Genomic DNA, 20,928 nt, shown 5'->3' with positions numbered 1-20,928 from the left:
AAGGTTTACCTTCATCATAGCAGATGATTCAAAAAGAATATATATTTTTTGCAATTTAATTGTTGACAATATAAAACAACGGGAGTATGATGTGAACATAAACATTGTGCACAATATAATCTTAAAAAATATATTTGGAGGGATTTCAAATGGCAAAAGTAACAGTAGGGCAAGAGAATGGACATCCGGTAGAGCTTCATTATGAAGATGTAGGTTCCGGGAAACCGGTGATTTTAATTCATGGATGGCCGCTGAGCGGCAGATCTTGGGAGAAACAAGTACCTGCGTTGGTGAATGCCGGCTACCGGGTCATTACGTATGATCGCCGCGGGTTTGGTCAGTCGTCGCAGCCTTGGAACGGATACGATTATGATACGTTCGCTGCCGATCTGCATCAGCTGATTACACATCTGGGCTTACGTGATGTGACTTTGGTTGGTTTCTCGATGGGCGGCGGGGAAGTGGCCCGATATATTGGTACTTATGGGACAGATCGAGTGAAAAGAGCAGTTCTCGCGGGTGCGGTTCCGCCGTATCTGTACAAATCTGCAGATCACCCAGAAGGAGGACTCGACGATGCAACCATCAAAGCGTTCGAGGATGGTGTGAAGGCAGACCGGCTGGCTTTCCTGGATACGTTCACGACGAACTTCTTCGCAGCCGGCGACCGTACCGATCTGGTCAGCGAACCATTCCGTTTGTATAACCGCGATATTGCGGCATTTGCTTCTCCGAAAGGGACGCTGGATTGTATCGGGGCGTTCTCCCGCACGGACTTCCGCGGCGATCTGGCCAAGTTTAACATCCCAACGCTGATCCTGCACGGGGATTCGGATGCGATCGTACCGCTCGAAGTCAGCGGTCAAAGAGCGCATGAAATGATTCCTGGCAGCGAGCTTGTAGTGATCAAAGGCGGCCCGCATGGATTTAATGTAACGCATGCCGATGAGTTTAACGCGGCATTGGTGAAATTTTTGCGAGACCATGATTAATGAGCCGATAAGGCCATCCCAATAAATAGAAAAAGTCGGTCAGGAGGATATCCTGATCGACTTTTTTATGCAAAATTGATTTATAGAACCGACTGCAGCAAGAAGTTCACCAGGAACAGGAACGAGATGACGAACATGGAGATCGACAACTGTTCCCGCTTCTTCGAGAACATCTTCAGCAGCGGATAAGCGATAAAGCCAAAAGCAATTCCGTCAACAATGCTATACGTTAAAGGGATCATCAGAATCACAAGAAACGCAGGAAACGCCTCGGAAAAATCGCTGAAATCGATCTTCGTGATATTCGTCAGCATCAACCCGCCGATGATGATCAAGATCGGAGCGATGGCAGCGTCCGGGATCATTTTGATCAAGGGCATAAAGAACAGAGCGCCCAGGAACAACAACCCGGTCGTCACTGAGGTCAACCCGGTTCTTCCGCCTGCGGTAATACCAGCAGCTGTCTCGACCGTCGAAACCGTTGGGCTCGTGCCCAAGAGACCGCAAGCCACTGCGGAGATCGATACGGCCTTGAGCGATTTCCCATTCTTCTCCGGAGCATTCAGCATGCCATCCACTTGCGAGTGAACCAGCCCGATATTTTCGAAGACCAGTACCAGCACCAGTGAGAAGCACGCCGTCAGGAACGGAATGCTGGCCATATGGCGGAGGTCCGCGCTCATCCAGACGTCACGATAGCTTTGAAACGACAGCGATGCGGATGCGAACGATCCCAGGTCAACGATGCCGAACAACCAAGCCACCAACGTTCCTAAAATAATGCTGATCAGAAAATTCCCCGGAACCTTCTTCAAGAACAGGAACAGCGTTAGGATCAGGTTGATGATCGAAGCGAGAACCAGCGGTGCGGACAAGTCCCCGAGCGCCACAAAGTGACTGGGGTTACCGGTGACAATGCCGCTCTTCTGCAAGCCGATGAAGGCAATGAACAGCCCGATTCCCACGGAAATCGATTCCTTCAGGGAAGCCGGAATGGCTTTGGAGATCAGGGAGGACAAACCGGTAAAAGCCACCACGACGAACAGGATGCCCGCAAGCACTGTTGCGCCCAAAGCTTCTTGGTAGCTGAGTCCCATCGAACCTACTATGGTATAGGTAAATAAAGCGTTGATCCCCATGCCGGGGACGAGAATTAACGGTGCGTTCGCTACGAACGCGACTAACAAACAGCCGACAAGTGAAGACAGCACGGTGGCCAATATCCCGGCCTCCAGCGGAATTCCTGCATCCTTCAGGATGTTGGCGTTGACGGCGATGATGTACACGATCGAGAAGAACGAGGTCAATCCAGCGATGAGCTCTCTTCTCACGTTCGTTTGGTGTTGCTTAAGCTTAAAAACTCCTTTCATGATAAAAATCACACTTTCAAAATATCCCTCTCCCACCCGCATCAAACGAGGAATATGCATTCCAACCGTTTATGCCAGAGGCTATTATACCACGGTTTGTAGTGGAATGCCCTTTACAAGTTGTTCCTTGGCATAGAATGAGAACAAGTAGTGCAAAACTACACGGAACTTTTTTATATCAAGAGTTAGTTTGTGCTCCCTATTGGAAGATTCGGCAACGGATGTTCAGACGCGGCAAGTTTCTTCAAGCCTGCCGCATACAATGGACCGTGCACCAGAATCGTTGTCAGGATGCGCGCCATTTCCTCGGGCGACTCTTGCCCGCCGTTCTCCAGCCATTGTTGAATTACGCCGATGTGCGTCCATCCTACATATGTAGCAAAATACTTGGGCGGAACGAGGCATTCATCTTCATTGATCAGGACGTCCGCACTTTTCCATCAGGTCGTATTTGTCCTGATAGTGAGCGTAGAACGTGCCGCTGCTTTTATCATCGACATCAAACCCCCTTACGCCAGCTACCAGGTGCCGGTTGATTTGGCATCGCTGATTCCGGGGTTGACGGACTTGCTTGCCGCGAACCATCTAAAACCACAGGATATCAGCTTCAAGGTCACCTTGACCGACAAATCTGACGACAAGGACATCCTGGCTGCGTTTGCAAGCGGTGTGCCAGAAGGCCAAGTCCTGGGCGCGATCGTAGATTTGCGCACGGATATCATCAACACCAAGACGAGAGAAGTTGTCGGTACGGCAGATTCGTTCAGCAAGGCGCTTCCCCGGATAATTCCGATACCGAAGAACATCACTGGCATGTCGGAGCAATGGGGGGTGTTCCGCTATAACGAAACGACGGAGAAATTTGATTTTGTCCCCGCTCGAGCGGTAAAAGCTGACGATGTGTGGAATGCGTCGATTCATTCTTATTTCAACGGCGTATTTATTGCAGCGCAAAATCCAGTCAGCTTCACCGATGTGAAAAATCATTGGGGTAAACCGTATATCCAACTTGCTGCAGCTAAAGGGCTTGTTGAAGGAGTGGGCGGGGGACTGTACGACCCTAACAGATCCGTAACAAGGGCGGAGTTTACCGCCATGTTGGTCCGGGCGCTTGGACGCGACATTTCTACTGGTGATCCAGCTCCCTATGACGATCTCAAACAAGGTGTATGGTATTTCAACGAAGTCGTTAAAGCCAAGGAGCTTGGACTGCTGGACTTTGTGAGCGGGACTCAATTCAAACCGGATCAGCCGCTTACGCGTGAGGAGATGGCGAGCATGTTAGCTGCAGTGATTTCCCTTGAGCAGCTGCCGATAACCAAGGAACATATGACTCTGAACGAATACAAGGATATGGCGAATGTGAACGTGGCCTTCTTGGAGGACGTTCGTCTGATGGTTAAGCTGGACATCATGACCGGCACAAGCGAGGATACTTTTAGTCCGAAGGGTGAAACGACACGTGCCCAGGCTGCCACCGTGTTTGTGAGAATGCTACAAATTCTTGGCATGATCGATTGATGGACTCTAGATAGACTGATCCCCATAGACTAGACGCTTTGAGCAACGTGTTTAGGCTATGGGGGTCTTTTTTGTGCCATTCTACTCCTGCGAAAAGGTCTATGTTATTATACCAGCATGAGATAAGCTGCATTGCACCTAGACGCTTCTTCATGAACCCTAAGCAAAGGAGTGAGGTCAATGGATTATCTGCATCACCCGTTTGCATCCAAGCGTTATACCGTTTTTGCAAAAAAAGGAATGGTGGCGACGTCCCAGCCGCTGGCAGCACAGGCCGGGCTTGAGATTCTGCAGCAAGGGGGGAACGCCATTGATGCGGCGATTGCGGCCGCGGCAGCGCTGACAGTCGTTGAGCCGACCTCCAACGGAATCGGCGGGGATGCGTTTGCCCTTGTCTGGACGAAGGGGAAGCTCCACGGTCTGAACGCGTCCGGGCCGGCACCGGCTTTACTGACGGCGGAGGCCGTGAAACAGCGGGGGCACAAGCAAATGCCGAAGCTGGGGCTGGTGCCGATTACGGTCCCCGGAGTCCCAGCGGCTTGGGCGGAGCTGGCCGAAAGGTTCGGCAGACGTCCGCTGACGGAGAGCTTGAAGCCCGCGATTCGATATGCCGAGGAGGGGTATCCTCTGACACCGATCTTAGGAAAATATTGGGCTCGGGCTTATCAGTCTTACCGTAAACAGGAGGGACCCGAGTTCGAAGCCTGGTTCGACACCTTTGCTCCGCAAGGCCGGGCTCCCGAGATCGGGGAAGTGTGGAGCTCGAAGGGTCATGCGGAGAGCTTGCGCCGGATTGCGGCCAGCGGAGCGCGGGATTTTTACGAAGGGGAGCTGGCCCAGCGGATCGAGGACTTGATGTTGGAGCATGGCGGCTTTTTAAGAAAAGCTGATTTGTCTGCCTACCGGCCGGAGTGGGTTGAGCCGATTTCGGCGAATTACCGGGGATATGATGTTTGGGAGATTCCGCCCAACGGGCAGGGGATGGTTGCGCTGTTGGCCTTAAACATCTACGAGCAGCTGGAGCAGCCCGAGTGGCTTAACGCGGAGACCGTGCACCGTCAGATTGAGGCGCTGAAGCTCGCGTTTACGGATGGCCAGGCCTCGATCACGGAGCCAGCGGATATGCCGGTCTCTGCCGAATATCTGTTGTCCCGGGAATACGCCTCGTTACGAGCTCAAGAGATCTGTGACATCGCGCTGGATCCGAAGCCCATCGATCTGCCGCGGGGCGGGACCGTCTATTTAGCTGCGGCTGACGAAGAAGGCAATATGGTCTCCTATATACAAAGCAACTATATGGGCTTTGGCTCAGGTGTCGTGATCCCGGGAACGGGAATCAGCCTGCAAAACCGCGGGGCCGACTTTTCGCTGGATGAACGGCATCCGAACTTCGTGAAGCCGGGGAAACGAACGTATCACACGATCATCCCCGGGTTTCTGACCAAGGATGGAGAGGCGGTGGGCCCGTTTGGCGTCATGGGCGGATATATGCAGCCCCAAGGCCATATGCAGGTAATCATGAATACGGTGGATTACCGGTTGAATCCTCAAGCGGCCCTGGATGTTCCGCGGTGGCAGTGGGTTGGCGGCAAGAAGGTACAGGTGGAACCGGAGTTTCCAGGTGAACTCATCGAGGCGCTACGGCAAAAAGGGCATGATATCGAAGTGATGCCGGACGGAGGAGCCTTCGGACGCGGCCAAATCATTTGGCGGGATCCGCAAACCGGCGTGTTGGCTGGCGGGACGGAATCCCGAACGGACGGCATGATCGCGGCTTGGTAACGCTTAAGGGAAGTGAAGAAGGATGAAGTATGGGAACATCGTCCACGGACGGCTTCAGCGTCGGGTGAACCGGTTTATCGCTGAGGTGATGGTGGACGGCGTTTTAGAACAGGTGCATGTGAAAAATACCGGTCGGCTGAAAGAGCTTCTGCGAACGGATACCGAGGTGCTGCTGGAGGTGTCAGACCGGCCTGAGCGGAAGACGAAATATTCCTTGATTGCAGCGGCCAAGGATGGAGCCTGGGTGAACGTTGATTCGCAAGCGCCAAATCCGGTGGCGTTCGAGGCGCTGAAGGCGGGGTGGATCGCGGAGATCGGAACGGTCAGCCGCGTGAAGCGGGAAGTCACCTATGGGGATTCTCGGTTTGATCTCTACTATGAAAAAGGCGAGGAACGAGGGTTCATCGAGGTCAAAGGCGTGACGCTCCAGCAGGATGGGATCGCCATGTTCCCGGATGCCCCAACGACGCGGGGAACCAAACATGTCTTGGAGTTGGCTCAGGCCCTTCAAGAAGGGTACACGGGGACAGTTCTGTTCGTGATCCAAATGCAGGGATGCCGCGAGTTTATGCCTTACCGGGACATGGATCCGGCCTTTGCGGACGCCTTGGAGGAGGCTTCCCGGCAAGGGGTGAAGATTTTGGCTTATGAATCCGTGGTGACAGAACGAGAGATCGTGTTGGGAGGCGGTCTCCCGGTTCGTCTATGAGATCAGAATAGTTCGCAGTAGGGTGCGGAATTGCATTCTGGCTGACTTTATGATGAAATTTACGAAGATGGAGTAAGACAAGAGAGGGGAGTCCCATGAAATTAAGAGTATCCGCTGTCCAATATCATTTGCATACGATTGGCAGCTTTGACGAGTTCGCCCGGCAGGCCGAACACTATATCAAAACCGCGGAGGAGTTCAGCGCGGATTTCGTGCTGTTCCCTGAGTTTTTCACTACGCAGCTGATGTCGATTGGAACACCGGAGGGTAGAGCATTGACCATCCAGGAGCTGCCGGATTTTACAGAGCAATATCGTACGCTGTTTAGCGGATTGGCTCGTCAGACCGGCATGCATATCATCGGCGGGACGCATGTGCTGCGCAAAGGCGACCGGCTGTACAACGTCGCGCATCTGTTCTATCCCGATGGGCGAATTGCGGAGCAAGCCAAGCTGCACATTACGCCGACCGAGGTGACGGAATGGAACATGACGCCGGGCGACGGTCTGGAAGTGTTCGAAACCGACAAGGGTAAAATCGCCATGTTGACTTGCTATGACATCGAGTTTCCGGAGATCGTCCGGATGGCGAAGGCGAAGGGGGCGGACGTAATCTTCTGTCCATCCTGTACGGACGATCGCCACGGCTTCCACCGGGTACGCTACTGCTGCCATGCGCGAGCAGTTGAGAACCAGGTATACATCGTCACTACAGGGACGGTCGGCTCGCTGCCGACGGTGGACTTCATGCGGGGCAACTTCGGGCAGGCGGCAGTCATCACGCCAAACGACGTTCCGTTCCCACCGCGCGGCATTCTGGTGGAAGGCGAGATCAACGACGATATGATCGTAACCGCCGATCTCGATTTGGAGCTGCTTTATCAGGTTCGGGAGAAAGGCTCGGTGACCACTTGGCGAGATCGTCGGACCGATCTGTACACCGATTGGAACTAAACCAAGCCACACAGGTTGTCCATGGAGGAGAGACATGATGTATCGGAAAGAATGGTACGTGTTTAATGATCATGGCCGGCCGGTGCCGGCGGTCATTCGGAACTACGAAGAGAAGGATTTTCCGGGGTTGATCCGCATTCAGCAGGAGAGCTTCCCGCCTCCTTTTCCTTCGGAATTATGGTGGAACGAGGAGCAGCTCCGCAACCATGTGCGGTTGTTTCCTGAAGGCGCGTTATGCGTGGAAGTCAACGGGGAGCTGGTAGGCTCGATGACCGGGCTCAAGGTCGATTTTGACCCCGGCAAGCCGGAGCACGCCTGGGCGGATATCACCGATGAAGGGTACATCCGCAACCACCGGCCTGATGGAAATACTCTGTACGTTGTAGATATCAGTGTTCGTCCGGCTTATCGGAAATGGGGCCTAGGCAAGTGGTTAATGCTGTCCATGTACGAGTTGGTGGTGCAGCAAGGCCTTGAGCGATTGCTGGGCGGCGGCAGAATGCCGGGCTATCACAAGTATGCAGAGGAAATGACGGCGGAGCAGTATCTCAATGCCGTTGTGAGCGGTGAGCTGAAGGATCCGGTGATCACCTTCCTGCTGCGTTGCGGCCGTACGCCGGTCACGGTCGTGCGTGATTATCTGGAAGATGAGGAGTCACGGAATTACGCCGCATTGATGGAATGGAGAAACCCGTTTCTCCAGCGCAATTTTAAATAGGAGGCAATGTACCTTTATGGAATACATCCGAATTACGAATATTCAGGATCCTTTATTCAAATCGATGCATCAGCTGATGCAAAACGTGTTCCCGCCAGAAGAAGTGCTGGAATTCGATTTATGGAAAGAGCCGCTGGAAGACCCCGGCATTCGCGTCTTTGTGGCGGTGCACGAAGGTCAGGTCGTTGGGGCGACGGAGTATCGCTATTATGAGGACTTCAACGTGGCGATGACCGACTTCACGATTATCGGCCAAGCTGGGCTGGGTATCGGGCGGTTCCTGGCAGATCATCGGTTGCGCGATTTACACGCATTAGCCGAAGCGAACGGCAAGAAGCTGCGCGGTATGTTCGCGGAAATCTACGATCCTTACCGGGTGGAGCATCACGAATTCGGCGGCGTGAAGCCGATGGATCCTTATGTACGCCGCGAAGTCTTGTCCCATCTCGGATATATGCGCCTGGACTTCCCGTACGTGCATCCGTCCTGGAACAATGACGGAGAAGCGGTCAGCGGGCTCGACCTCTGCTTCCTGCCGATGGACGGCAACGAGGACAGCCTGGAAACGGCTTTGATCGTGCAATTCCTGGAGCGGTATTACACGGTGTTGCCGAACAAGCCGCAAGCGTGGTACGACATGGTGGAAGGCCTGAAAGCGAAGGATCGCATGAAGCTGCTGCCGATTTAATTCAGGAAGGGAATCCATCTTCTGATCCACACTTTCATTGTTATCCCGTTGCTTCAGCAACAGAGGCGGTACCCGTCATTGGACAGGTACCGCCTTTTGTGTGCCTTTATGGAATCACCAGTTATTTCCCGAAACCCGGATCACATTGAAATTCGGCGTTTGATTCTCGCCATAGATGGCCGTGATTCCCGGATTGTTGACCGTAACATTGGTGAAACGAGCTTCGCCAACCACAGGTCCTTGACCTTGTTCGGCTCTCACGACCAGCTTAATGCCGTAGCGGGTTGGGTTGTTAATCGTGATGTTCTCCAGCCGTACGTTCTGCATGGGCAGATTCTCCGGCGATTTGGATTGGAACATCAAGCCGAAGTATACCGGGTTATTAATGTCCACATTTTTCACCAGGATGTTCTTGAAGTCCCGGTCACCGCCGAAGAACCAGATTGCCCCGAAGTTTTGATAATCGTTAATTTTGTCGTCCGCCCCGACACTGGTCCAGAAATCACCGCCAGTGCGATCCAGCGTAACACCGTCGATCACCGTATCCTGATCTCCGAAGCCCAGCGTATTATAGCCGAAGCTTAAGCTGCTGATGGTCACGCCAGGATACGTGAGCGTATCTGCGCCGTACAGGTTCTGAAACAGGTTGTTCTGACCGCCGTAGACGGCGAAGGCGGCAGCCCGGCGTACGTTGACGGCGGTGAGGTTTGTGTACTTGTTCCCCACATTGTACGAGCCGCCGGCGTCAATCGCACTAAACAAGGCGAAGGCGTCGTCCCCCGTACCGCGGGCATAGTTGTTGTCAATCACGTTGTAGGAAGAGCCGTTGGTCATGTTGATGCCGTCGGCGAACATATTTTTGATCCGATTATTCTTGAAGGTATTGTAGGAAGAGTTCACGCCCCAGTACAGGCACACGAAATGCTCCGCCCAAATGTTCTCAATCGTCACGTTCTGCATGCCGTTCCCGTCAATGAATTTGCCGGGGCCGTCCTGACGGTAGACATAGTTCCCCCAGGCGGACAAGTCCTTGATGGTGGATCCGTTAGCGGTGGAGCTGATGTTAAATCCAACGTCGGTGTTCGTTTGGTTTTGCGGTGCAATCAGCTTGGTATGCCAAGGACCGGCGCCAATGATTTCCGTTGCCCGACCATACAGGAAAATCTTCGATGAGATCGTCCACTCTCCAGCCGGAATGAAAATCCCTTGCTTGGACGGATCCTGACGGAACTCGTTCAGCGCCTGCTCAATCGATTTCGTACTCGACACTTCAACATATTTGCTAGGATCCGGATTGGAGGCTGGCGGCGCTACGTTCTCCGTCTCGATCATATCCACGTAAATCCAAGGAACGTCCCCCGCATCCTTCTGGATTCGAATCTTCGTTCCAGCCGGATAGACTTGGTCCAGCAAGAGCTGGGAGTCTTCGTACAGCCAGTAAGCCTTGGAGCCGGAGTTATTGTACCCTAACTCTCCAAGCGTGGAAGGTGTGGCATACACGTAAGCGAATTTGGAGGACACGGTAAAATTGCCTTGATCCACACCGTTCGCATAGATGCTGATCGTACCGGTGGTATTTTCGGCTACGGCGCTGCGGAGCACGAACGCATTGGCCGGCTGAGTCAGCGTAAATTCCACGTATTCGCCGGTAGCATCCAGATAAACGGCTGAACGTCCAGAGGCTTCACCGGCAAAATCACCCGGCGTAAAGTTTGGCGCCAGCCGCGTTCCATTGGTGCTGTTCGAAGGAGCTTCGGCCTCCAACACAGTAAACGGCATGTTCGCGCCGCGACCGGAATATAAGCTGACGGTGCTGCTGTTGTTATCCCGCTTCACAGCGACCTCGTTAGCATCGTCTGCTACCGTTGTTGTTACCGTGTAGCTGCCGTCCACTGCAGTCCATGTTCCCATCGTCACATTGACGGATGCTCCCGGAGCCAGCGTACCGCTATACGAACCGTTTAGCGTGCGTACGGTTGTTCCCGAGCCGTTCTTCAGTTCTAAGGTGATGGGGTGCGCGCCGCCGGCGGATGCGATGGTGCCTTGGTTTTTCAGGTTCACGGTAAAGGTGACAGTCGTACCTGCGCTCGGATTCGAAGGCGTCCAGGCTGGCGTCGCGATCAGATCAGAGCTTTGTACCTGGTGAATTGTCAGCGGCGTGGGATGGGTGTAGGTGTTGTTGGCTTCATTGGTTTCAAGGACCGCGTTGTTCTCATCCACCTTGGCAATCACGACGTACGAACCGGCGTCTTTGGCGCCCATTGTTGCGGAGACGTTCGTCGTAGCTCCGGGGGCAAGCGCACCTACGGGAGCTGTACCTACCAGAGTGCTGCCAAGGTAGAAGTTCACATTCGTAGCGCCGGATGCAACAGTTCCTGCATTGCGAACCGCAGCCGTCAGCGTAACGGATTGGGACTCATCCGGTGTCGTCGGCGACCAGGACAGGTTGGATATGGTCAGATCCGGATTGGGTGCCGGTGTGCCAAAGATCTGGAACTCCGCGACCTGCCCGCCGGGGGCTCCGGAATTGGCGGTAAACCGCAGCTGCACTTGGCTCACGGTGGCGCTGACCGGAATGGTGACGGTGTTCTGGGTTGCCGGATTAAAGGTATAGGAAGCGGCGGAGACCAGGTTCGTAAAGGTGGTGGAATTTTGGTCATGCCCCAGCACTTGAATCGTTTGCGTTCGTGTTGCCCATTCGCTGGAAGGGTTCAGTTTCAGGACAATCGACGTGATGTTGGCATTGGCCCCCAGGTCCACGGTGAGTGTGCTCGGATGACCGTTGCCCTCCCAATAGGTCGAGACATCGTTATCGTTGGCATTGTCGGCCACATAAATATACGTCGAGGAGGATGCGGTAATCGTCTTGCCGATGGCGAGGTTGGTTCCGGCCTCTCCGCCGGTTCCGTTTCGCGTCACAGTATTGCTTGGCGGCGAAACGTTGCCGGCTGCATCCTTGGCGACGACATAGTAGGAGACGGTAGTACTTGCTGGCTGCGAGTCGGTGTAAGTCAGCGTGGTTCCGCTGACACTGCCGCGAAGCTGACCGTTGGCGTAAATGTCGTACCCGGTTACGCCTACGTTATCCGTGGCGGCGTTCCAGGTCAGCTTGATTGTGCCAGAGGTTGGCTGGGTGAAGGCCAGGTTGCTCGGCGCCGTTGGCGGCTGCGTATCAGCGGAGCTTCCCTGCGTAAATTGGATCCAGTTGATATTAAAATCATATCCGCTGGCATAGACGCGAAGGGTTTGCGTTCCGGCATTGAGCGTTACGGTGGCCGTTACGGTCTGCCAGTTTTGCCATCCCCCGGTGTTGGGTACGGTCGTTGTAGCCAGCGTGGTTGCGCCGGATTTCAACTGGATTTCGCCTGTACTTGCATTGCTGGCAACCCGGTATTCGACGGTATAGGTGCCCGAACTAACGACGTTGACATTATAGTCCATCCAATCCCCGACATGAATCCAGCCGACGTTCAGCCCGCCGCCCGTATCCGTGGTGGGTTCCGTCTGAATGCCGTTCATCGCAGAGTAATGTTCCGCCTCAATCTTACCTGGAATCACGGAAGGTGCTGCTGGCGAAGCGCCGTAGACCTCCACTTCGGAGAGTTGGCCTGCCGGCCAGACGGTATTGGCGGTAATGTGAATCCGCACGTAACGAACGCTGGCGGCTGCAAAGTTGATCGTCACCATATTTTCCGAAGCCGGGTTAAACGTGTAGCTGGCGGAGGCTTTCAGATCGGTGAAGCTCGCCCCGTTGGTGCTGCCTTGTACGGATAACGTCTGCGTCCGGCTTTCCCAATGGGAAGGCAGCTTCAAGACGACTTGATCAATTTCTACTGTATTGCCGAGATCGATCTGCACCCACCCGGGTAAAGCGTGATTAGTGCTTTCCCAATACGTACTGGCATTGCCATCCGTAACGTTGGAGGCATGGTAAACATCGGCATGCCCGGATTCCGTCGTTGGCTTGCCTGCAGCCAGATTCGCCCCTCCTGCCGCCTGAACCGGTGCGGACCACCCCATTGAAGTAAAGAAGGTTGTGGCGAACATCGCGACGATACATATCCATGCGATAATGCGTCTTTGGCTGTTCACGTCATTCATTCTCCTTTCAGATTTGAAGATTTTTCTCTTTCTTACATCTGGCAGAGTTGTCGTGGTGAGCCTCGCTGCATGGTTAACTAATTCTGTTTAATATACCAATGTAAGCGATATCACAAAAAGGCGTATTCCCCCCTCTTCCCAAGGATCGGTATAAGTCCCGCACTTCCATCGTAAATGAGGAATCCTTTCCAAATAAAGGTGTAATTCTATGGAAATGGTGTGCAGGATTATGGTTTTGGACAAAAAAAGAGACCACCCGTCAGTTCACTGACCGGGTAGTCCCGCTTAAGCGATTGAGGTGCTTTACGCCAACCGCATTTTGAAATCTTCATAACCAAACTGATGTAAAATTTCGCAATCGCCGTCCTTATGCTGCAGGACGAGCGCCGGCAACGGCATGCCGTTGAAGGTGGTGTTCTTCACCATCGAATAGATGGCCATATCGCCGAACACCAGACGGTCGCCCGGCTTCAGCGGCTCATCAAATGAGTAGTCGCCGATATTATCCCCGGACAGGCAGGTTGGTCCGCCCAGCCGATACGTATACGGCTTCTCGCCAGGTTCGCCCGAGCCAAACAGCGGCGGACGGTACGGCATCTCCAGCACGTCCGGCATATGGCAGGAAGCCGAGGCGTCCACGATGGCGATATCCAGGCCATTTTTCATCGTATCCAGCACCGTCGTGATCAGGTAACCGGCGTTCAGCGCCACCGCTTCACCTGGTTCCAGATATACTTCTAAGCCGTATTTGTCCTGCATCCGCCGAATGCACGCTTCCAGCAGCGGAATATCGTAATCCTCGCGCGTGATGTGATGGCCGCCGCCGAAATTGATCCATTCCATTTGCGACAGCCATGGACCAAACTTCTCTTCCACCGCGTCCAGCGTCGTGGCCAAGTCGTCCGAATTCTGCTGGCACAAGGTATGAAAATGAAAGCCAGAAATGCCATCCAACAGCTCCGGACGGAAATTCTCAATCGTTACGCCAAACCGCGAGCCATATGCGCAAGGGTTATAGATATCGTGGCCCACTTGGGTTGAACATTCCGGATTGATGCGCAGACCGACTTTTTTGCCAGCCGCCAGCACCCGATCGCGATATTTCTCCACTTGGGAGAACGAGTTGAAGATCACATGATCGCACAGCTCGATGATTTCGTCGATTTGATCCTCTCGGTAGGCCGGGGCAAAGACGTGATTCTCCTTGCCCATTGCCTCGTGGCCAAGCCGCGCTTCATACAAGCCGCTGGCCGCCGTGCCGCTCAAATATTTGCCGATTAGCGGGTAGGTCGTGTACATCGAAAATGCTTTTTGCGCCAAAATAATTTTGGCCCCCGTCCGCTCCATAATTCCGGCCAGGATCTTCAGGTTTTGCTCCAAAAGTTTCTCATCGACCACGTAACAAGGTGTTGGCAGTTCCTCGAAGCGCATATTATCTAACGTACTCCGTTTCTTTACGCTCTTCGGCCACTTCCTCTTCCGGATAGGCATCCACCGGTACCGGATTGAAGCTTTCTTTCCAAGGCAGGCCCCACTTGTTCAGCGCATCCATGAATGGATCTGGATCGAACTCTTCGATGTTGTAGACGCCCGGTTTGTTCCAAGTGCCGTTGAGGATCATCATCGCACCGATCATGGCCGGAACACCCGTCGTGTAAGCTACGGCTTGAGAGCCAACTTCTTTGTAGCATTCTTCGTGGTCGCAGACATTGTACAGGTAGTACATTTTTTCTTTGCCGTCTTTTTTCCCTTTGAAAATGCAGCCGATGTTCGTTTTACCCTTCGTGCGCGGTCCGAGCGAAGATGGATCCGGCAGGACGGCTTTCAGGAACTGCAGCGGCACGATTTGCTTGCCTTCGAATTCAATCGGCTCGATGGAAGTCATGCCGACGTTTTCGAGGCATTTCAGGTGGGTCAGGTAGCTTTGACCGAATGTCATGAAGAAGCGGATCCGCTTGATGCCTGGAATGTTCAAGGCCAGGGATTCGATTTCCTCATGGTGCAGCAGGTACATATCTTTCTCCCCGATTTCCGGGAAGTTGTAGACGCGTTTGATTTCCATCGGCTCGGTTTCGACCCATTGGCCGTTCTCCCAGTAGCTGCCCTTCGCAGACACTTCACGGATGTTGATCTCCGGGTTGAAGTTCGTCGCAAACGGATAGCCGTGGTCACCAGCGTTGCAGTCGAGGATGTCGATGTACTCGATTTCGTCAAAATGATGTTTTAGTGCATAGGCGGAGAATACACCCGTTACGCCAGGGTCAAAGCCGCTGCCCAGCAGTGCAGTAATGCCGGCTTTCTCAAAGCGCTCGCGGTATTCCCATTGCCATTTGTATTCGAATTTCGCCGTATCTTCCGGCTCATAGTTCGCGGTATCCAGGTAGTGCGTTTTGGTTGCCAAGCAGGCTTCCATGATCGTCAAATCTTGATACGGCAGAGCCAGGTTCATCACGATGTCTGGTTTCACTTCGTTGATCAATGCGATCAGCTCGTCGACATTGTTGGCGTCCACTTGAGCTGTCGTGATTTTGGTTTTGCCGCCGTCCAGCTTCGCTTTCAGCGCATCGCATTTCGACTTGGTGCGGCTGGCGATGCAGATTTCTTCAAATACCTCGCTGTTTTGCACGCATTTGTGGATCGCTACGGAAGCCACGCCGCCGCAGCCGATGATTAATGCTTTTCCCATTTGTCCATCTCCTACCTTCTTTAAAATTTGACAAGTGCTGTGAAACGTAAAAAAAGCAAGTGATTGAACGCATAACCTGCGCATCACTTGCTTCTGATATAGTCAATATTAAGAAATGCTCCATCACAACGGACGAACGCCCGTCTTCATCGCCGCACGAAATGACTTCGCACGAACGCACGCTCCGGAATTCTTAATATTCAATATATCATGTTTGATCAGAGTCTATTTAGCAAATAATTCGCCTTTACCACTCTTATTGACCGTTTCACAAGTTGATGTGCATTATGCACTGGTTGTAAAGTAACCAACTTATAAAATTTGAGCTTTTAACTCAATCAATAAGGCAACTAAGTTGCCAATCGGCATTTGACCCGGCTGTCCGTATGGCCTTAACTTTCCGAAGAAAGTGGTCAAAAAATTATCTGCTTGGAAAGACTCGCGATATATTGAATACAACCTTTCCAAAAATCATGCTCCTTAATATTAGCAGGAACTGATTCGGAGGGCAATAGTAAATTTAAAATATTTTTTTGGTAAGCGAGGGACTTGTTTACGGTTTGAGTTTCGTTTCGCAGTTTCGATTGGAGTCTCGATTGGAGTTTTGCTTTGAGTGTCGTTCCGAGATTTGTTCCGAGTGTCGCTTCGAATTCCGTTGAGTGTCGCTTCGAGTGTTGCTCCCAGTGCCAAGTGTTGCTCATAGTGCCAAGTGTTGCTCATAGTGCCAAGTATTGCTCATAGTGCCAAGTGTTGCTCCAAGTGTCGCTAACGCTTACCAGGCGTCTTATTTGGCGAAAAACAGGGGGGCTGGCGTTCTAACGCTTGTCAGCGTGCTTATTTGCGGAAAAAGCGCGGTGAAATGCGGAAAATGGAGTAAATAGAGTGTGTGGCAAGCGTTAGATTTGGAAATCAGCCATTTTGGCGGCAATAGCGTTTGTCATAAGCGTTAGACTTACGAGGGGTGGTACTACGATCAATAGGTCGCAAAGAGGCAGCATTCGGCGATCAATCTGTCGCAGGAAGTGGTATCGCGTTCAATCCACCGCAAGAGCTGATCGCGTTCAATCCTCCGCAAGAGCTGGTATCACGTTCAATCTGTCGCAAAGGCTGGCATTACGTTCAAACCGTCGCAAAAGGCGTTATCCTGGATCAATCGTGCGTGAGCGGTATCGCGAAGATAACCGTTGCAAGTGGCAGCATCCTGATTACGTTATCGCGAGGGCCAGCACGGCACCCTGAACGATCCGCCGCTCCACCGCGGCTGGCCCAGAGCTTCTTAACTCTAGGATATCTTTAAATTGACGTGAATCAAGGAAAGCCCCTGGAACCCGAGTTACGATGAAGCCATCGATAACCGAAAGGGGATATGTCCAATGATCACCGTTAAATGGAACGTAGAAGAGTTAACCTGCCCAAGCTGCATCAAGAAAATCGAAAGCGCGCTGTTGAAACAGCCGGGGGTACAGGAAGTTAAAGTGTTATTCCACTCTAGCCAAGTGAAGGTCCGGTTCGATGAGAATCTGGTGCAGGAGGAGCCGCTGCAGAGCATGCTGGGGAAGCTGGGGTATCCGGTGCTGGCGGGGGGAGGGCATGGCGATGGCCAAGCCTCGTAAAGCGGCGGCGCTGCTGGCGTCGGGGCTGATACTGGCCCTGGCGGGGGTGTTCTACCTCCTGGGATGGGAGGTGGCCCGAAGCGCCGCACTGCTGCTGGCCTCGGCCCTATCCGGTTGGTCGATCGCTGTCCGAGCCTTTCGATCGCTCCGCATGCGCGTCTTCAGCATCGAGCTATTGGTGACGATCGCGATGATCGGGGCGGTTATCCTCGGCGAATACGTTGAGGCTGCCGCGGTGGCCTTCTTATTCCGGCTCGGGGCATACCTTGAGGTGATCACGTTGGGCAAGACGCGCTCCGCCTTGAAAGCCTTGATCGATCTGGCCCCGGCGGAAGCCCTCGCCCTGCGGGACGGCGTTCAGGTCAAAGTGCTCGCGTCCGAAGTGGTGCGCGGGGATCGGGTGCTTCTGCCGTCCGGCAGCAAGATCGCGGTCGACGGCCAGGTCGCTTCCGGCCAAGCCCTAGTTAACGAAGCGGCGATTACCGGCGAACCGGTACCCGTCGGCAAGCAGGTCCGTGACCGAGTGTTCAGCGGAACGACCGTGGATACGGGCTACCTGGAAGTCATTGCCGAGCAGGTTGGGGAGGACACAACCTTTGCCAAAATTATTGAGCTGGTGGAAGAAGCCCAGGAATCTAAGGCGAAGACGCAAAGGTTTTTGGACAAGTTCGCTTCCTACTATACGCCGGGGATGCTGCTGTTGGCGGTACTGGTGTTCCTCGTCTCTCGGAATCCCGAGCTCGCGCTGACGTTTCTGGTGATCGCTTGCCCGGGGGCTTTGGTGATTTCCGCACCGGTCTCAATGGTTGCCGGATTGGGAAACGGCGCCGCAAACGGCTTGCTGATCAAAGGCGGGGAGGTGCTGGAGAATCTGGCCCGGGCGGAGGTAGTTGCGTTCGATAAGACCGGGACATTAACGGAGGGGAACCCTTCCGTGGTTGCGGTACACACCTACGGCGGCATGCAGGAACGCGAGCTGTTGGAGCTGACGGCTGCAGTGGAAGCGGCCTCGGAGCATCCGCTTGGACAAGCGATTGTAAATGCGGCGAAGGCTCGGAAGGTAGAGCCGGCGGATCGACCGAAGCAGGTGGAAGTACACAAAGGAAGCGGGATTTACGGTGAGGTTCGTGGACAGACGGTTCGGGTCGGGAAGCGGGAGTGGTTGGAGCAGCAAGGCGTGTCCATAAGCAAGGAGGTATGGGACGAGGCAGAACGTCAAGAGAAGCGCGGGTGTACGGTGGTATTTGCCGCGGTTAACCGCATGTTGATTGGCGTTATCGCCATCGCAGACCCGATTCGTGCCGAAGCGAAGGAAGTGATCCAAGGGCTCAAGCGGCAAGGCGTGAAGCGGGTGGTGATGCTGACTGGCGACAATCGACATGTGGCTAGTAAGGTTGCGGATCAGCTGGGGTTGGATCAGGTGCACGCCGGGCTGCTTCCAGCAGATAAGATGGCGTTGATTCAGGAGTGGAAGCGGCAGGGCTACCGTGTGGCTATGCTTGGCGACGGCATCAACGACGCGCCGGCGATCGCCGCCGCGGACATTGGGCTGGCCATGGGAGGCACGGGGACGGACATTGCGATAGAAACTGCGGATGCGGTCATTATGGCGGACCGGCTGGATAAGCTCGTATATGCCCGCCAGCTGGCGAAGCGCACGGTTCGCAATATGAAGCAAAACGTATTCTTTGCCATCGCGGTCGTGGTTCTGCTGCTGGCGGGGGTATTAACGAGGCGGATTTATTTAGCCTCGGGGATGTTTATTCATGAGTTCAGCGTGATTTTGGTGATTTTGAATGCCCTTCGCCTGACACGGCGCGGGTGGGGTTCCAGTATCGACCGGGACATGCTTCGGATCGCGGATCTAAGACGATAATTACAGATGTCTCAACCGCTCCAGGATATCCTCTGGATCAGGACGTTTCATGTAATCCGGTTCCACATAGGCGGAGCGGACGATACCCGACTCGTCGATCATAAACGTGGACGTAATCGGCAGAATCCAGCGATTGGTGGCATTGTATTCTGCCAGATCCAAGTTGAATTTGTTCAGGAAAATGTCCTTAATATAATCCGGTACGTCGTACAGAATGTTGTAAGCTGCGGCGACTAATCCGTTCGTATCGCTCAGCACCTGAAATTCGAGCTCTTCCTTCTCTTTTTGCGTCAATGTGTTGTCTGGGCTTTGCGGGCTGACAGCGATCAATTGGCCGCCGATCGCCTCAATTTGAGGCAGTACCTTCTGGTACGAACGCAGCTGCATATTGCAGAACGGGCACCAGCCGCCACGATAGAAGGTCAGCACCACCGGACCCTTGGCCAATTCGTCATAAAGATTCACGGGTTGCCCCAGCGTGTTATTCAAGGTGAAATCCTTCGCTTTCTGGCCCACCTCCAGGCCAAATGCCTGGCCTGCTTGCTGCTGTTCAGTAATCAAGCGGTTGATTTCGTTATACACATCCGCTGGGGAATTTGCGACATACTCTTGTCTCATTTGTTCCAATTCTTGTTTGAACGTCATCTCTATACACCTCATTTTCGTTGATTACGGAGGCCCATATTTATAGCGTGCGATTGGCGAAGGGTTGATGGGAGTTCCGCTCTTTTTTGGAGTAAACACTCCATTTATGAATGAACTCATTGTATTTTAAATTTTTTGGATTGTCAACTCCATTTTTTTCGGACTTTGGCATCCCTCCAATTCTGAAAACGCAAAAACCCCGCAACCCAGCGCTTTCCGCCGGTTACGGGGTGATAAAAATTACGGATTTCCCTCCTTCTAAAGTGCCCTTATTCTGTTTCTATTTCGGGTGTGTCTAAACTAAATGGGTGCGGATATGCTCCAGCATCGCGTCGAGCACGGCCTCCAGGGCTTTGATATCTTTGCGAACCTGCGTCATGAGCAGGCCGCCTTGCAGCGCCGTCAGCAGCGCTAATGCCAGTTGGTCCGGATCGGCGTCGGCGCGCATTTCTCCGCGATCCCGCATCGCACGAAGCCCGTGGCTAATCGACTGCTCCCACTGCAGGAAGCAGGTAGCCAGCGCAGCGCGGGCTGCGGGTTCCATATCGGCCAGTTCGCTGGCCAATGAACCAATGGGGCAGCCGCCCTGATACTGCCGTTCAACCTGCGATTGGATGACGGCGTCGCGCCAGGTCTGCAGCGCCTCCATACTGTCCAGGTGGCTAAGCAACGGTTCTTGTGAACCTATCACCTGCTCGCTCTGGTACAGGATGACGGCGAGCACCAGGTCTCGCTTCTCCTTGAAGTAGTGATAAAGCTGCGAGGAGCTGACCTTGGCCTCCTTCTGCACATCCTCTACGCTCGTTCCCGCGACTCCGCGTTCGAACATCAGTTTAGCGGCGGCCGCAATGATGCGGCTGCGCGTTTCTCTCCCCTTCTTCGTAAGCTTTGGTTCCGATTGGGTTGTAGTTGTCGTGGTTTTCATAGTCTTAGTATAACAAGAATGGAGTTAACCATCCAGAAATGATTGTCCCCGAAATGGGAGTGGTCATTGTACACCCGCGCGGCCAGGGGCAGGGCTACGACTTCGTGGCCCGCGTCCCGCTGGACGCTTGGGCCAGCTTGCCGGACTGGGAGGCGACGCTCCGGCCGAAGCACCAGGTTGTCTTATTGGCAGCCTGGTGCTTTTTTTGAGTTTTCAGCTAGCTAAGATGAACGTAAACAAAAGACAGCCCTCCAAATTGCTACATCTCGTAGGTTAAAATGGATAGTGATTAAACCCAACCATTTCAGAGCTACATAGCAAAGGAGAGCTGATACTATGCAGTCTACCA

Annotated in this window: 16 protein-coding genes and 1 pseudogene; 10 read left to right on the top strand and 7 right to left on the bottom strand. The window is 53.6% G+C overall.

Annotation, left to right across the window (positions count from 1 at the left end; translation table 11 throughout):
• Positions 1–149: 149 nt before the first annotated feature.
• Complete coding sequence (locus tag RW092_RS09355; protein WP_016314473.1) at positions 150–992, top strand: alpha/beta fold hydrolase; 843 nt, start codon at positions 150–152, stop codon at positions 990–992.
• Positions 993–1,072: 80 nt separating this feature from the next.
• Here RW092_RS09355 and RW092_RS09350 read toward each other — a convergent pair whose 3' ends face one another.
• Both RW092_RS09350 and RW092_RS09345 read right to left on the bottom strand, forming a co-directional pair.
• A complete protein-coding gene (locus RW092_RS09350) occupies positions 1,073–2,362 on the bottom strand; it encodes an NCS2 family permease (protein ID WP_036626175.1) in 1,290 nt (429 codons plus the stop codon).
• Between the two features lie 185 nt (positions 2,363–2,547).
• Positions 2,548–2,784: pseudogene (locus RW092_RS09345) on the bottom strand (TetR-like C-terminal domain-containing protein); the annotation flags it as partial.
• 40 nt (positions 2,785–2,824) lie between these two features.
• Between RW092_RS09345 and RW092_RS09340 the strand changes: the two are divergent.
• The 6 genes from RW092_RS09340 to RW092_RS09315 all read left to right on the top strand — a co-directional run bounded on the left by RW092_RS09340 (position 2,825) and on the right by RW092_RS09315 (position 8,733).
• Positions 2,825–3,883 (top strand): S-layer homology domain-containing protein, encoded by a 1,059-nt coding sequence (locus tag RW092_RS09340; RefSeq protein ID WP_316010060.1) that lies wholly within the window; start codon positions 2,825–2,827, stop codon positions 3,881–3,883.
• Positions 3,884–4,063: 180 nt separating this feature from the next.
• Positions 4,064–5,665, top strand: coding sequence for a gamma-glutamyltransferase family protein (locus tag RW092_RS09335; protein WP_316010059.1), 1,602 nt, complete (start codon positions 4,064–4,066; stop codon positions 5,663–5,665).
• 22 nt (positions 5,666–5,687) lie between these two features.
• Positions 5,688–6,374 carry a DNA/RNA nuclease SfsA gene (gene sfsA, locus RW092_RS09330; RefSeq protein WP_316010058.1) on the top strand — a complete coding sequence of 229 codons (687 nt, stop codon included), beginning with the start codon at positions 5,688–5,690 and terminating at the stop codon, positions 6,372–6,374.
• 95 nt (positions 6,375–6,469) lie between these two features.
• On the top strand, positions 6,470–7,327 hold the full coding sequence (locus RW092_RS09325; RefSeq protein ID WP_028538441.1) for a carbon-nitrogen hydrolase family protein: 858 nt from the start codon (positions 6,470–6,472) through the stop codon (positions 7,325–7,327).
• A gap of 37 nt (positions 7,328–7,364) precedes the next feature.
• Complete coding sequence (locus RW092_RS09320; RefSeq protein WP_316010081.1) at positions 7,365–8,045, top strand: GNAT family N-acetyltransferase; 681 nt, start codon at positions 7,365–7,367, stop codon at positions 8,043–8,045.
• Positions 8,046–8,061: 16 nt separating this feature from the next.
• Positions 8,062–8,733, top strand: coding sequence for a GNAT family N-acetyltransferase (locus RW092_RS09315; protein ID WP_016314466.1), 672 nt, complete (start codon positions 8,062–8,064; stop codon positions 8,731–8,733).
• Positions 8,734–8,847: 114 nt separating this feature from the next.
• Here the strand turns inward: RW092_RS09315 and RW092_RS09310 are convergent, their stop codons facing one another.
• From RW092_RS09310 to RW092_RS09300, 3 genes are all read right to left on the bottom strand, one after another.
• Positions 8,848–12,834 (bottom strand): carbohydrate-binding protein, encoded by a 3,987-nt coding sequence (locus tag RW092_RS09310; protein WP_316010057.1) that lies wholly within the window; start codon positions 12,832–12,834, stop codon positions 8,848–8,850.
• Positions 12,835–13,137: 303 nt separating this feature from the next.
• On the bottom strand, positions 13,138–14,265 hold the full coding sequence (gene nspC / locus RW092_RS09305; protein ID WP_016314464.1) for a carboxynorspermidine decarboxylase: 1,128 nt from the start codon (positions 14,263–14,265) through the stop codon (positions 13,138–13,140).
• A 1-nt stretch (position 14,266) separates the two neighbouring features.
• Complete coding sequence (locus tag RW092_RS09300; RefSeq protein ID WP_028538455.1) at positions 14,267–15,520, bottom strand: saccharopine dehydrogenase family protein; 1,254 nt, start codon at positions 15,518–15,520, stop codon at positions 14,267–14,269.
• Positions 15,521–16,893: 1,373 nt separating this feature from the next.
• Here RW092_RS09300 and RW092_RS09295 point away from each other — a divergent pair.
• Positions 16,894–17,133, top strand: a complete 240-nt coding sequence (locus RW092_RS09295; protein ID WP_028538456.1) for a heavy-metal-associated domain-containing protein — start codon at positions 16,894–16,896, stop codon at positions 17,131–17,133.
• Positions 17,117–19,009, top strand: a complete 1,893-nt coding sequence (locus RW092_RS09290; protein ID WP_316010056.1) for a heavy metal translocating P-type ATPase — start codon at positions 17,117–17,119, stop codon at positions 19,007–19,009. Before RW092_RS09295 ends, RW092_RS09290 begins: the two co-directional genes overlap by 17 nt.
• Here the strand turns inward: RW092_RS09290 and RW092_RS09285 are convergent, their stop codons facing one another.
• Both RW092_RS09285 and RW092_RS09280 read right to left on the bottom strand, forming a co-directional pair.
• Positions 19,010–19,654 carry a peroxiredoxin-like family protein gene (locus RW092_RS09285; RefSeq protein WP_316010055.1) on the bottom strand — a complete coding sequence of 215 codons (645 nt, stop codon included), beginning with the start codon at positions 19,652–19,654 and terminating at the stop codon, positions 19,010–19,012. It abuts the gene before it with no gap.
• A 295-nt stretch (positions 19,655–19,949) separates the two neighbouring features.
• On the bottom strand, positions 19,950–20,579 hold the full coding sequence (locus tag RW092_RS09280) for a TetR/AcrR family transcriptional regulator (RefSeq protein WP_316010054.1): 630 nt from the start codon (positions 20,577–20,579) through the stop codon (positions 19,950–19,952).
• A 59-nt stretch (positions 20,580–20,638) separates the two neighbouring features.
• Between RW092_RS09280 and RW092_RS09275 the strand changes: the two genes are divergently transcribed.
• Positions 20,639–20,788 carry a hypothetical protein gene (locus RW092_RS09275; protein ID WP_316010053.1) on the top strand — a complete coding sequence of 50 codons (150 nt, stop codon included), beginning with the start codon at positions 20,639–20,641 and terminating at the stop codon, positions 20,786–20,788.
• Positions 20,789–20,928 lie beyond the last annotated feature (140 nt).

This window comes from Paenibacillus sp. 3LSP, from assembly GCF_032465655.1.
Classification (GTDB): Bacteria; Bacillota; Bacilli; order Paenibacillales; family Paenibacillaceae; genus Fontibacillus; species Fontibacillus barengoltzii.
This window is presented reverse-complemented; position numbering and strand designations above follow the sequence as displayed.

What these genes read in the sequence shown, in the direction of transcription:
- RW092_RS09300 (WP_028538455.1), bottom strand. Translation starts at nt 15,520, where the DNA reads ATGGGAAAAGCATTAATCATCGGCTGCGGCGGCGTGGCTTCCGTAGCG.
- RW092_RS09295 (WP_028538456.1), top strand. Translation starts at nt 16,894, where the DNA reads ATGATCACCGTTAAATGGAACGTAGAAGAGTTAACCTGCCCAAGCTGC.
- sfsA (WP_316010058.1), top strand. Translation starts at nt 5,688, where the DNA reads ATGAAGTATGGGAACATCGTCCACGGACGGCTTCAGCGTCGGGTGAAC.
- RW092_RS09290 (WP_316010056.1), top strand. Translation starts at nt 17,117, where the DNA reads ATGGCCAAGCCTCGTAAAGCGGCGGCGCTGCTGGCGTCGGGGCTGATA.
- RW092_RS09325 (WP_028538441.1), top strand. Translation starts at nt 6,470, where the DNA reads ATGAAATTAAGAGTATCCGCTGTCCAATATCATTTGCATACGATTGGC.
- RW092_RS09320 (WP_316010081.1), top strand. Translation starts at nt 7,365, where the DNA reads ATGTATCGGAAAGAATGGTACGTGTTTAATGATCATGGCCGGCCGGTG.
- RW092_RS09350 (WP_036626175.1), bottom strand. Translation starts at nt 2,362, where the DNA reads ATGAAAGGAGTTTTTAAGCTTAAGCAACACCAAACGAACGTGAGAAGA.
- RW092_RS09315 (WP_016314466.1), top strand. Translation starts at nt 8,062, where the DNA reads ATGGAATACATCCGAATTACGAATATTCAGGATCCTTTATTCAAATCG.
- RW092_RS09310 (WP_316010057.1), bottom strand. Translation starts at nt 12,834, where the DNA reads ATGAATGACGTGAACAGCCAAAGACGCATTATCGCATGGATATGTATC.
- RW092_RS09355 (WP_016314473.1), top strand. Translation starts at nt 150, where the DNA reads ATGGCAAAAGTAACAGTAGGGCAAGAGAATGGACATCCGGTAGAGCTT.
- RW092_RS09280 (WP_316010054.1), bottom strand. Translation starts at nt 20,579, where the DNA reads ATGAAAACCACGACAACTACAACCCAATCGGAACCAAAGCTTACGAAG.
- RW092_RS09285 (WP_316010055.1), bottom strand. Translation starts at nt 19,654, where the DNA reads ATGACGTTCAAACAAGAATTGGAACAAATGAGACAAGAGTATGTCGCA.
- nspC (WP_016314464.1), bottom strand. Translation starts at nt 14,265, where the DNA reads ATGCGCTTCGAGGAACTGCCAACACCTTGTTACGTGGTCGATGAGAAA.
- RW092_RS09335 (WP_316010059.1), top strand. Translation starts at nt 4,064, where the DNA reads ATGGATTATCTGCATCACCCGTTTGCATCCAAGCGTTATACCGTTTTT.